This is a genomic window from Bacillus sp. EB106-07-01-XG149 (assembly GCF_058791555.1).
In genome coordinates this window covers 939,956-952,658 of the sequence record NZ_JBYTDP010000001.1, presented here as the reverse complement: position 1 = coordinate 952,658, position 12,703 = coordinate 939,956, and the positions used below count along the sequence as shown (strand labels likewise).

Below are 12,703 nucleotides of genomic sequence, written 5' to 3'. Positions count from 1 at the left end.
ATTAAATCGCTGAATGGAAGTCATTTGATTTAGGCGGAGAGGCTGCTTTTTTCATAAGAATTTCCCATATGTGTACGGATTTCTTCCATTCTGCTGCGGCCTGTCCCTTTTGATACATAGCGTTCTCATAACTGAAAGTAAGTTGTTGCATATGAGCCGAGTTGTAAAGTGTATCAATGTGGAGAGCATATTCTCGGAATGTTTGACTTTCCCCTCGCGGTATACCAATTCTGCCAAATTGTTTTAAAAGTGCACCGTAAGCTTTGCTATAAACAGCATCATCTTTTCGGTATTTGTAGAAAAGAATAATAAAAAATGTAATCCATTTCATTCTAGTGGTGAAGAGAATGTATCCGATGATACTAATTGGTATCGTAGAGAGGAATACGTACCACCAAGAAAGTCCATTTTTAGAATTTGTAAGCTTTTTAGTAGGAGCGTCTTCTGTATCTTCAATTAAACTTTTGAGCTTTGCTTCATTGTTTCTTTGGTGCATTTGCGCATTTTGAGAATTAGTTTCTTCGCTATTTTGTGTAGTAGGAGCAGGAGTATTATTTGTGAAATTATAGGGATTGGTAAATCCTTTTGTTGGTTCGAATGGAATCCATCCGTATCCTGGGAAATATACTTCGACCCAAGAGTGTGCGTTATCGTTCGCGATTTTATATACATCCTCACCTTCTGCACCAACTAGTGTGTTATCAAGAGTTCCTTCTGTATAACCTTTTACCCATCGAGCAGGAATCCCAGCAGAACGAAGTAACACGATCATAGATGTCGAAAAATTATTACAGTAGCCGCTTTTTGTATCAAAAAGGAATTGATCAACATAATCTTGATTTTTGGCAGGGAACAACACATTCATTGTTTCATATACGAAAGAATGGTCGGTGAAGTAATTTTCAATAGCTAATACTTTATCATATCGGTTGTTTTTATCATTTGTTAGATTAATAGCTAAGTCTCTTACTCGCTGCGGTAATGATTCGGGAAGTTGCGTGTACTTTGTCATGAAATAAGGATTTGTTTCTTGACCTTCATTCGTTTTTACAGCTTTCAAGTTTTCTATGGAAAACTCCGGGACCCCATATGTTACTTTATATGAATGTAAAGTAGTAGAAGAACCTCCGTCCATCGTATAGATTTTTTCAGAAAATGGGTCAACGCTGTATGATACATCTGAGGAAGCCTCAACTGAGATTAACCCTGCTGGATAGGTAAGGTGAGGATAACTTTTTTGCATGTTGATTGTTGCCTTTGTTGTCTCCGTTTTTGTATTTTGTTCGTACCAGCTCACGACGTCGTTTTTACTTTTAAAAGAAATCTTTTTTTGATTTTCAGAAACTTCCCAGCCTTTTCCTGTATAAAAATCTTTCGTTTCGACTCTCCAATATTGTTTGTTTTGCGTTTGTGCTGTGAAAACAATTGTAGGATCAGCCTTAAAAGGACCACCTAATCTCGAGTCATCTAAACCATACCCAATTTTAGAAACTTCTTGCTTCTTACTTGCTTCGGATGTGTTGAATTTTAAAAAATCCATTGGGTTTGGCCATTGAGGACCAAATTTTGGAGCAAAGTATGCGATAGTTGCTGAAAATACAATAAATATTGTAAGAGATTTAAGTAATTTTGAGATTTCTCTAGCATAATTTTGAAAGTGTTCCATCTCTTTTATTCGTTCTATGCGGAGAAGACTAAGCATAAAAAAGCCGATGACAACAGTACGAATAATAGCGTAGTTTGCATGATATAAATGTAAGTTATGAAAAACGGTGATATAAATAATAGTCAATATAAGAAATAACAGCCCACGTTTTTTATGAATCATCCAAAAAGAGATGAAAGCACTCAAAAACCAAAAGGATAAAAAAAATAAAAGTGTTGGAAAAACTGGAGAAACATCTTGCAAATTCCCCTGAAATAACAAGGAGGCATTTCGAGAAATATCAGTAAAAAATTTCATTAGCCAAGATGGATTTATAAAAGTGTTTTTATAATATAGGAAATGAATGATGAATAAAATTGTGACGATCTTTATTGGAATCTGCCACCTTGTTTGAAAAAAAGAGAGCGTGAAGCAAATCCCTATAAATATTATGAAAATATCTAATCTACCTACGTTTGTAATACCTATAAGGGGCCTTAGCCATTCTAGTAAAAGTAGAAATGCGCATGCATGCATGAAAAATCTAGTCATATCCAATTGTTTTTTTACCTGTAATGTTATCATTTGCTCACCTCAAAAAACACGTTTGTATACTGGTTTCCATAAACCACATTTACAAATATTTTTCGTTTTTGTAGAGTTTCTAGAATACTGAGTTCTCGGTGTGAGAGTTGATTTGCTTTTTCTTTTACGACAAACACCATTAATCTTCTATTTTTTATAGCAGCAAAGTCAGCCGCCTTTTGAATATCGGGAGAAAGATCGCTTGTCACGAGTATAATCGTGACGGGCTCATAAATTTTTCTTAATTCCATTTCTACACTCCGGGAGAGTGGGAATACACTATCTGCTTGTACCTTCGCTAAATGACAAAAGATTTGATGTAACTGACTATCTCCATTGTCTAAAGGGAAAAAAGTTCGTTCTTTTCCGACAGATACGAATGACGCCGGTGAATTTTGCTTCAAGACAGACCTGACAATAGAGGCAGTAAATGTGACGACTGATTCGAATAGAGGGGATGGGGTTCTGTCCATGAATATCATAATATTATGGCTGCGCTGTTGTTCAAACTCTTTCGTCATAATGTTGTTTGTTCGTGCAGTTGCTTTCCAATCAATCCATGAAAAGCGGTCACCAGGTTTATAGTCTCTCACACCGACAGAAATGGTAGAGTCTTTTACTAAATTTATATTTGCTGAAAGTGCTCCTTGTTCGAAATGATTTTCCATTTGTCGATATGTTATATCTACATACTGAGGGTAGACTAAAAATGTATCTGGAACTGAAAAAGTTACTTCTTTCTCCATCATACCGAATAAATCACCAGTTTTGACACGTACGCTTGAAAAAGTGTGCTCTCCTCTAGGTATTGTGTCAATTGCATATTGAAACGAAATATTTCGTTTCAATCCTGGAAAGAGTATTACTTTATTCATCTTCGTTTGTTTACAATTTGTAAATTGTGATGGCAGCACATCTTCTATAATTAAATACAGTAAGGGAAAAGGAAAACTTCTTTTTAGTGTAATCGTACTTAAAAAGGGTTCTCCTGCTACATATTCGTCTTGATTTGTTGTTCGTTTTACCTCGGCGTTCCGTAAAGCATAGAAGGGAAGCAGTAGTGAATAAAGGCCAATAGGAATCATACTGTAAAACAAAAACCAACTTACAAATCCTCCTTGAAGCATAGCGTATACAAATGTTAAGACTAGGCATAACGGAATGAGTGATAACTTAGTAAAATGATAGAGTGCTCGTAGTATCCGTTTCATCAAAGGTTCATCTTCCTTTGAGTAGGTACGGTAGTTCGCGCAACTATTTTTGCGATAACTTGTTCTCCTGTAATTCCTTCAAATTTTGCCTCCATTTTTAGAATGAGTCTGTGAGCTAACACGTAGGGGGCTAAAAATTTAACATCGTCTGGAATAACATAATTTCTACCATGGATAAATGCATAAGCTTGTGAAGCTTTCATTAAAGCAATCGAGCCACGTGGACTTGCACCAAGCTGTATAGAACTATAAGAACGAGTCTGGCTAACAAGCTTTACAATGTAATGCTTGATTGCTTTGTCCATGCTTATTTCCCGTACGCTCTGTTGTAAATAAAGTAATTCTTCTATTGTTGTAATAGCTTGTAAATGGGAGAGGGGATTTGTTTTTTCCATCCTGTTTAAAATTTCAAACTCTTCTTCTGGTGTAGGATATCCCATTTTTAGTTTCAATAAGAAACGATCGAGCTGTGCTTCTGGCAAAGGATATGTTCCCTCATATTCGACCGGATTTTGTGTAGCCATTACAAAGAACGGTTTTGGTAACGGTCTTGTCATGCCATCTATTGTAATATTGCCTTCTTCCATACTTTCAAGTAAGGCAGATTGTGTTTTTGGAGATGTACGATTAATTTCATCAGCAAGTATAAAATTCCCCATGATTGGTCCAGGCTTGAACTCAAATTGGAGCTCTTTCGGATTATAAATAGAAACTCCTGTTACATCTGACGGCAGTAAATCAGGTGTAAATTGAATGCGCTTGTAATCAGCATCAATGGATTTAGAAAGAGCACGTACTAACATTGTTTTCCCAACGCCAGGCACATCTTCTAATAGTACATGACCTTCAGCTAAGAGCGCTGTCAAAGCTAAGATCGTTTCTTTTCGTTTTCCGACCATTAACTTTTCAATATTGTTAATTATTTTTTCTATAATGGGATGTAATGAATCAAGCTGGTGCATCGTAATCCTCCTAATGTTATTATCGTTTGCTAATCTATTTAGTGGAAAATAGTATGTATCCATCTAATTGCGGGAATTAAAGATTTTATCTTTAATTCTAAGAATATTCAGATTATTTATTCTGATTACATCTAGTATAATTGTTTCCGTAACTAAGGGCAATATGGTAAATAATGATTTCTCGTTTTATGTGAAATACGTTTTGATATAGAATAGTATCGTCGGTAAAAGTAGAAGAGGGGAAGGACAGGAAAGATTGACCTCAATGAGCAAAATAAATAGCGTAGGAAACCCTACGCGTAAAGTTTGGAACATATATTAATACGCCTTGTGATTAAAATGTATATGAATAAAATAAAGTCGGCTTCACATGAAGAGACCATCTATTTAAATTATTACACTCCGTTATCTTTTTTATATTCTTTTCGTTTATTTAACCAAATATGAATCAATTCTACCAATTTCATTGTTTCAATCTCACAATATTCGCCTTTACCATCTTCGGCTAAATTGTCTAACACAGTAGTTATATCGTTCCGGATTTCTAAACCGCAAATGTTGCCATTCACTACTACATAATTTTTTTCTCCGTTTAAAACACTATGTATTTCTTCTAAAATCCAATCTCCAAAAGCTGAAACTTCAATTCCTAAAAAAGTTTCAACAAGTTTTATTTCTTGAGGAAGTCTCATAACTAAATCACTACTGTTAAGTACTTCAAAACTATATGGATATTTCATGACTATTTTACTCCTTTATTTCTGGCTTTAGTGATTCTATTTACTTCTCTATTAATTTCATAAGCTCTATTAAGGTAATAAATTCTTATACAATCATTACTCTTGTCTTACTTACATTTATAGTAAAAGTAGATTATTATTAAACTTATTTATCCAATATCTCTCTGATGTAGGTATGAGTTCAGTGAAATCTTCATATGTACCAATCCAATCTTTTGGAACATAGTTTTCGTATGATGCCGGTTCTGGAAACATTGAATATAGTATTTTATTATCAAAGTTAATTAATAAGACTGGACTATAATCTAATAGATCTTCTCCTGCATTCTTCCTTTTAATATTTTCAAGTAGTAAATAATTTAATTCTTCTTTAGTTGTTTTATATTGATTAATCCTTACTAAAAATACTTCTACATTTTCATGATCTAATACTTTTATTCCATTTCTTTCTTCCGTTTCATCATTATCTTCAATGCTTATACCTATATTTTTATATGCTTGATCTAATTTATTATAATCTAAAAACCATAGTTCTTTATCTGTTACATACCATCTAAACTCATTTTTATATATGACGGCTACTATAATGTTTTCGGCATAAAGCGGTTCTAATATCATAATCTACTCCTTTTATTATTATCTTAATATCCTGCCATTCTGGTGTTTTCTTCTCTTCATTCAATCCAAGTTGCTGGCAAATCATATGGATTTCCTGGCGTTTTTTGTTCAACTATTTTCAGGATATTTACCCTTAGTATGGTGGATTGAAAGTATTGTATTTTCATTTATAAGCTCATCTAACGATTTAGGCATATCAAATTTAACTATTCCTAAATTATTTCCTCTATTATATAAGAAATTTTTTGCACGCTCATTATAATCTGTACTTCATCTTAAACTTTGCTAGAAGTAAGGAAGTAATTTAACAGTTATTGAAGGATGTGAACCCTCCACAATGATTAGATTTTCACTTTTTTATATTTGTTCCGTAATTTTTGACAATCTCTTGAACTGTGCGAAATGTCACATCTGTATTTTACAACCTCTCTTATAGTAAGGGTATGTAAGAGAGACGTATTAAAGGAGTGAACAGTATGAAGAAGAAACCTTCAGCACTAATGAGACGTTTAAAATATTTTTCACCAATAGATCGTTATAACGATAATCATACACAAGAAACATATGAAGATCGCGAATGGGAGAATGTGTACAGAAAGCGTTGGCAGCATGATAAAGTAATTCGTTCTACACACGGCGTGAACTGTACTGGTTCATGTAGTTGGAATATATATGTGAAGGATGGAATTGTAACTTGGGAAGGGCAGGAGCTTAACTATCCGACTACAGGTCCTGATATGCCTGATTTTGAACCACGAGGATGCCCACGTGGAGCAAGTTTTTCTTGGTATATTTACAGTCCACTTCGTGTGAAATATCCGTATGTACGTGGTGTTCTTTGGAATATGTGGCAAGAAGAATTACAAAATAACGAGTCACCATTAGACGCTTGGAAAAGCATTGTGGAAAACCCTGAGAAGGCACGTACGTATAAGCAGGCGCGTGGTAAAGGGGGATTCATTCGTGCGAATTGGAATGAAGTGTTACAACTCGTTTCAGCTTCTTTACTATACACAGTAATGAAATACGGTCCAGATCGAAATGTTGGTTTCTCACCAATTCCAGCTATGTCGATGTTAAGTCATGCAGCGGGTAGCCGCTTTATGCAACTTATGGGTGGACCGATGCTTAGCTTCTATGATTGGTACGCAGATTTACCACCAGCTTCTCCGCAAATTTGGGGCGATCAAACAGATGTACCAGAGAGTAGTGACTGGTATAACTCCGGATACATTATGACATGGGGTTCAAATGTACCGATGACGAGAACACCAGATGCTCACTTTTTAGCAGAGGTTCGATATAAAGGAACGAAAGTCGTTTCTGTAAGTCCTGACTTCGCTGAGTCAACAAAGTTTGCGGACGACTGGATTAGTGTGAAACAAGGTACAGACGGTGCACTTGCGATGGCAATGGGGCACGTGATCTTACAAGAATTTTACGTAGATAATCAAGTGGAATACTTCACAAAGTATGCGAAACAATATACTGATTTTCCTTTCTTCGTCACATTGAAACAAAAAGGAGATCAATACGTTGCTGATCGTTTCTTAAACGCTTCTGATGTTGGACGTGAAACGAAGTTAGGAGAATGGAAACCTGTACTTTGGAACGAGAATACGAATGATTTTGCAACACCTCACGGCACAATGGGGTCACGTTGGGATAACGAAAAGAAATGGAACTTACGTTTAGAAGACGAAGAAACAGGTGAAAAGATTGATCCACGTCTTTCTTTACTTGGAATGGAGGATAGTGTTCAAACTGTACAAATTCCGTACTTCTCTGATGATGGAAATACAATATTAGAACGTACAATTCCAGTGAAAAAAGTTATGACAGAAGAAGGAGAAGTGTTCGTTACAACTGTATACGATTTAACGTTAGCAAATTATGGTGTGAACCGAGGGCTTGGCGGGCAAGAGCCGAAAGACTTCAATGATGACGTACCGTTTACACCTGCATGGCAAGAGAAAATGACAGGAGTAAAACGTGAGCTTATTATTCAAATCGCTCGTGAGTTCGCACAAAATGCTGTTGATACGAATGGTCGCTCAATGATTATTGTCGGAGCGGGTATTAACCATTGGTTTAACTCTGATACGATTTATCGCGCCGTTTTAAATCTTGTTCTTCTCGTTGGGGCACAAGGTGTAAACGGCGGTGGTTGGGCGCATTATGTTGGTCAAGAAAAATTAAGACCAGCAGAAGGATGGCAAACAATCACGATGGCAAAAGATTGGCAAGGGCCACCAAAATTACAAAACGGTACATCTTTCTTCTATTTCGTAACAGATCAATGGCGCTATGAAGATACACCAGTTGGACATTTAGCATCACCAGTGGAAGGCAACTCTCGTTATCAACATCACGGTGATTACAACGTATTAGCAGCGCGACTTGGCTGGTTACCTTCGTATCCGACATTCGAGAAAAATGGGATTGAATTATATAAAGAAGCTGTTGCTTCTGGTGCAACAACGCAAGAAGAAATCGGAAAATACGTTGCACAAAAATTAAAAGATAAAGAACTGAAATTTGCGATTGAAGATCCTGATAATAAAAATAACTTCCCGCGCAACTTATTCGTATGGCGTGCAAACTTAATTTCAAGTTCTGGTAAAGGACACGAATATTTCTTAAAACATTTATTAGGTACAACGAACGGATTAATGAATGACGATAGTGATTCGTTACGACCAGAAGAAATTAAGTGGCATGAAGAAGCACCAGAAGGGAAGTTAGATTTACTCATTAATTTAGATTTCCGTATGGCTGGAACAGCGCTTTATTCTGATATCGTCTTACCTGCTTCAACTTGGTATGAAAAGCATGATTTAAGTAGTACAGATATGCATCCATTTGTACATCCATTTAATCCAGCAATCGGTTCACCGTGGGAAGCACGCTCTGACTGGGACATTTTCACTTCTCTTTCTAAAGCTGTGTCTGATTTAGCGAAGAAAATAGATCTTGAACCAATGAAAGAAGTTGTTGCAACACCACTTCTTCACGATACACCACAAGAATTAGCGCAACCACTTGGCAAGATTAAAGATTGGAGCAAAGGTGAGTGTGAACCGATCCCAGGTAAAACGATGCCACAAATTCATGTTGTCGAAAGGGATTATAAAACGATTTATGACAAAATGACTGCGCTAGGACCAAATACCGGAAAACAGCCAATTGGTACGAAAGGGATTTCTTGGTCTGCGGAAAAAGAATATGAGCAATTAAAGAGCCGATTAGGAGTCGTTCGAACGGATTCTATTGCGAAAGGTTGCCCAGACATAAAAGAAGCAATTAATGCTGCTGAAGCGGTATTAACACTTTCTTCTACAACAAACGGTCATATGGCTGTAAAAGCATGGGAAGCACTTGAAAAACAAACGGATTTAAAACTACGTGATTTAGCAGAAGAACGTGAAGAAGAATGCTTCACATTCGAACAAATTACAGCGCAGCCGAAAACAGTAATTACTTCTCCAGCATTTACAGGTTCAGAAAAAGGTGGACGCCGTTATTCACCATTTACTACAAATGTAGAACGTCTCATTCCTTGGAGAACGATAACTGGTCGACAATCTTTCTATTTAGATCATGACATGATGAAAGAATTTGGTGAAACGATGGCAACATTTAAACCAATTCTGCAACATAAGCCGTTCCGTAAATCACGGCCTGAAGTAGAAGGGAAAGAAATTACTTTAAACTATTTAACACCACATAATAAGTGGTCAATTCATAGTATGTATTTCGATTCATTACCGATGTTAACGCTATTTAGAGGTGGTCCAACTGTTTGGATGAATAAAGAGGACGCTGCAGAAGCTGGCGTTGCAGATAATGATTGGATTGAGTGCTTTAACCGTAACGGAGTTGTTGTAGCACGTGCTGTTGTAACGCACCGTATACCAAGGGGAATGGCATTTATGCACCATGCACAAGATCGTCACATTAACGTGCCTGGTACGAAATTAACAAGCACCCGCGGAGGAACGCATAATAGTCCAACCCGTATTCATGTGAAACCGACACATATGATTGGTGGATATGGCCAATTAAGCTACGGATTTAACTATTATGGTCCAACAGGGAACCAGCGTGACTTAAACGTTGTAATTCGCAAACTGAAGGAGGTAGATTGGCTTGAAGATTAAAGCACAAGTCGGAATGGTAATGAACCTAGATAAATGCATCGGCTGCCATACTTGTAGTGTAACGTGCAAAAACACCTGGACAAATCGTCCAGGTGCTGAATATATGTACTTCAATAACGTAGAAACGAAACCGGGAATTGGTTATCCGAAGCAATGGGAAGATCAGGAGAAATATAAAGGCGGCTGGGAATTGAAAAATGGTGAAATTCAACTGAAATCCGGTTCAAAAATGAAGCGCCTTATGAATATTTTCCACAATCCAGATCAACCAACAATTGATGATTACTTTGAACCTTGGAACTATGATTATGAAACGTTAACAAATAGTCCACAGCGTAAGCATCAGCCAGTTGCTCGTCCGAAATCAGCAATTACAGGTGAATTTATCGACAAAATTGAATGGGGTCCAAACTGGGAAGATGATTTAGCTGGCGGACATATAACAGGATTGCAAGACCCGAACGTAAAGAAAATGGAAGAAGAAATTAAAACGGATTTTGAAAATGTCTTTATGATGTATTTACCGCGCATATGCGAACACTGTATGAATCCATCTTGTGTATCTTCGTGTCCATCGGGTGCGATGTATAAACGTGAAGAAGATGGGATTGTCCTTGTAGATCAAAATGCATGTCGTGCTTGGAGATTTTGCGTATCTTCTTGTCCGTATAAAAAAGTGTATTTTAACTGGCAAACAAATAAAGCTGAAAAATGCACAATGTGCTTCCCGCGTATTGAAGCGGGTATGCCAACAATTTGTTCGGAAACATGTGTAGGACGTATTCGATATATTGGGGTAATGCTATATGACGCTGACAAAGTAAAAGAAGCGGCGTCTGTTGAAGATGAAAAAGATTTATATGAATCTCAGCTTACTGTTTTCCTCGATCCAAATGATCCAGAAGTAGCAGCTGAAGCGAAAAAACAAGGGATTCCTGAAGAATGGATTAAAGCGGCACAACAGTCACCAATCTATAAAATGATTATCGATTGGAAAATCGCTCTACCTCTTCATCCAGAGTATCGTACAATGCCAATGGTTTGGTATATCCCGCCGCTTAGCCCAATTATGAACATGGTGGAGGGGAAAGGTAGTAACTGGCAAGCAGAAGAGATTTTCCCTACTATTGATAATATGCGTATTCCAATTCAATATTTAGCAAATTTACTCACTGCAGGAGATGAATCACATATTCGACTTACATTGAAAAAAATGGCTGTTATGCGAACACATATGAGAGCATTGCAAATTAATAAAGAACCAAATGAATCGGTATTAAAAGAACTTGGCTTAACGAAACAGGATGTAGAAGATATGTATCGTCTTCTTGCTATCGCGAAATATAAAGATCGCTTCGTCATCCCGACATCTCACCGCGAGCAAGTTGCAGATTTATATAACGAACAAGGAAGCTGTGGTTTATCTTTCACAGGTGGCCCAGGCTCTTGCACGACAATTTCTTAAATAATGGGGGCGGAAAAATATGAAACAAAGTTTACAAACTGCTTTTTCATGTTCTTCATTCCTTCTTTCCTATCCGGAACTCGGGTGGAGAGAAGCTTTAACTGAATTGCAAGAAGAGATTGAAGCGATTGAACAGGAAGACGTTAAAGCATCACTTACAGCATTTATAAAGCAAGCGCTGGATAAAATGGATGATCAATTAATTGACTGTTACGTATATACATTTGATTTTGGTAAAAAGACAAATATGTATTTAACTTATATGAACACCGGCGAACAAAGAGAAAGAGGTATTGAATTACTAGAGTTAAAGCAGCATTATAAAAAATCTGGTTTTGAAGTAACAGATAAAGAACTACCTGATTATTTACCGTTATTACTCGAGTTTTTTGCAAATGCAAATGAGCAAGACAGTGAACCAATTATGAGTAAATACAAGGAGAACATACAAGCATTACACGTACAGTTAAAAGAAGCAGGTAGTATGTATGAACCGATTCTTGCGGCTGTTCTACTCGCTATCGATACATGGGGTGTACAGACAAATTAGAAAGGAGAGTTGTCAAAATGATGGATCAATTTCTATGGGTATTGTTTCCCTATATCATTTTTGCGATCTTTATCGGTGGACATATTTTCAGATACAACTATGATCAATTTGGATGGACATCAAAATCTAGTGAACTATTAGAAAAGAAAATGCTACGAATTGGAAGTCTATTATTCCACTTTGGGATCATGTTCGTAATTGGCGGTCATGTTATGGGGATTTTAATTCCAGAGGCTGTATATCGTTCAATAGGTATTTCGGAGCATATGTATCACATAATAGCAATTAGTTTCGGACTTCCGGCAGGTATTGCTTCTATCATCGGTTTAATTATATTAACGTACCGCCGTGTAACAGTAAAACGCATCATTGCAACGAGTACAAAGGGAGATTATATTGCGCTTATTTTATTACTTATCGTAATGCTAGCAGGACTTTCTTCAACTTTTTTAAACATCGACTCAAAAGGGTTTGATTATCGTACAACGATCGGTCCTTGGTTCCGAAGTCTCTTTATTTTCCAACCGAAAGTCGAATATATGATGGAAGTGCCTGTATGGTTTAAAATTCATATTCTTGCAGGGATGGGGCTTTTCGCAGTATGGCCATTTACTAGACTGGTACATGTTTTTAGTGCCCCAATTAAATACTTAAGCCGTAGTTATGTGATTTACAGAAGACGTATTCCAAATGAATTGAAAAAATGATTTAGTTTTATATGTTTAGTAGTTTATAAGGAAAGCCGAGATCTAATTGGAGACCTCGGC

9 protein-coding genes are annotated in these 12,703 nt (G+C 36.7%); 4 read left to right on the top strand and 5 right to left on the bottom strand.

The features are described from left to right. Window position 1 precedes the first annotated feature (1 nt). From AC3WTA_RS04780 to AC3WTA_RS04760, 5 genes are all read right to left on the bottom strand, one after another. Window positions 2-2,230, bottom strand: coding sequence for a transglutaminase TgpA family protein (locus tag AC3WTA_RS04780; RefSeq protein ID WP_002096668.1), 2,229 nt, complete (start codon window positions 2,228-2,230; stop codon window positions 2-4). Then, window positions 2,227-3,441: a DUF58 domain-containing protein gene (locus tag AC3WTA_RS04775; protein ID WP_000821905.1), complete on the bottom strand. Its 1,215-nt coding sequence runs from the start codon at window positions 3,439-3,441 to the stop codon at window positions 2,227-2,229. Before AC3WTA_RS04775 ends, AC3WTA_RS04780 begins: the two co-directional genes overlap by 4 nt. Then, the gene (locus tag AC3WTA_RS04770) at window positions 3,441-4,403 is read right to left on the bottom strand and encodes an AAA family ATPase (protein WP_000553990.1); all 963 of its coding nucleotides are present in this window, start codon (window positions 4,401-4,403) and stop codon (window positions 3,441-3,443) included. The genes AC3WTA_RS04775 and AC3WTA_RS04770 overlap by 1 nt, the downstream gene beginning before the upstream one ends. 395 nt (window positions 4,404-4,798) lie before the next feature. Further along, window positions 4,799-5,143 carry a hypothetical protein gene (locus tag AC3WTA_RS04765; RefSeq protein WP_000877038.1) on the bottom strand — a complete coding sequence of 115 codons (345 nt, stop codon included), beginning with the start codon at window positions 5,141-5,143 and terminating at the stop codon, window positions 4,799-4,801. A gap of 117 nt (window positions 5,144-5,260) precedes the next feature. Further along, on the bottom strand, window positions 5,261-5,761 hold the full coding sequence (locus AC3WTA_RS04760; RefSeq protein WP_000599747.1) for a hypothetical protein: 501 nt from the start codon (window positions 5,759-5,761) through the stop codon (window positions 5,261-5,263). Between the two features lie 476 nt (window positions 5,762-6,237). On the opposite strand from AC3WTA_RS04760, the gene AC3WTA_RS04755 reads away from it, so the two are divergent. The 4 genes from AC3WTA_RS04755 to narI are packed head-to-tail and all read left to right on the top strand — an operon-like array spanning window position 6,238 to window position 12,643. Next, entirely contained in the window at window positions 6,238-9,921 is a 3,684-nt protein-coding gene (locus tag AC3WTA_RS04755) for a nitrate reductase subunit alpha (protein WP_492332833.1), read from the top strand. Beyond that, on the top strand, window positions 9,911-11,386 hold the full coding sequence (narH, locus tag AC3WTA_RS04750) for a nitrate reductase subunit beta (RefSeq protein WP_000692675.1): 1,476 nt from the start codon (window positions 9,911-9,913) through the stop codon (window positions 11,384-11,386). Before AC3WTA_RS04755 ends, narH begins: the two co-directional genes overlap by 11 nt. A 19-nt stretch (window positions 11,387-11,405) precedes the next feature. Then, window positions 11,406-11,936, top strand: coding sequence for a nitrate reductase molybdenum cofactor assembly chaperone (narJ, locus tag AC3WTA_RS04745; RefSeq protein WP_000814221.1), 531 nt, complete (start codon window positions 11,406-11,408; stop codon window positions 11,934-11,936). Window positions 11,937-11,953: 17 nt separating this feature from the next. Next, window positions 11,954-12,643, top strand: coding sequence for a respiratory nitrate reductase subunit gamma (gene narI / locus AC3WTA_RS04740; protein WP_000969205.1), 690 nt, complete (start codon window positions 11,954-11,956; stop codon window positions 12,641-12,643). Window positions 12,644-12,703 lie beyond the last annotated feature (60 nt).

What these genes read in the sequence shown, in the direction of transcription:
- AC3WTA_RS04780 (WP_002096668.1), bottom strand. Translation starts at nt 2,230, where the DNA reads ATGATAACATTACAGGTAAAAAAACAATTGGATATGACTAGATTTTTC.
- AC3WTA_RS04775 (WP_000821905.1), bottom strand. Translation starts at nt 3,441, where the DNA reads ATGAAACGGATACTACGAGCACTCTATCATTTTACTAAGTTATCACTC.
- AC3WTA_RS04770 (WP_000553990.1), bottom strand. Translation starts at nt 4,403, where the DNA reads ATGCACCAGCTTGATTCATTACATCCCATTATAGAAAAAATAATTAAC.
- AC3WTA_RS04765 (WP_000877038.1), bottom strand. Translation starts at nt 5,143, where the DNA reads ATGAAATATCCATATAGTTTTGAAGTACTTAACAGTAGTGATTTAGTT.
- AC3WTA_RS04760 (WP_000599747.1), bottom strand. Translation starts at nt 5,761, where the DNA reads ATGATATTAGAACCGCTTTATGCCGAAAACATTATAGTAGCCGTCATA.
- AC3WTA_RS04755 (WP_492332833.1), top strand. Translation starts at nt 6,238, where the DNA reads ATGAAGAAGAAACCTTCAGCACTAATGAGACGTTTAAAATATTTTTCA.
- narJ (WP_000814221.1), top strand. Translation starts at nt 11,406, where the DNA reads ATGAAACAAAGTTTACAAACTGCTTTTTCATGTTCTTCATTCCTTCTT.
- narI (WP_000969205.1), top strand. Translation starts at nt 11,954, where the DNA reads ATGATGGATCAATTTCTATGGGTATTGTTTCCCTATATCATTTTTGCG.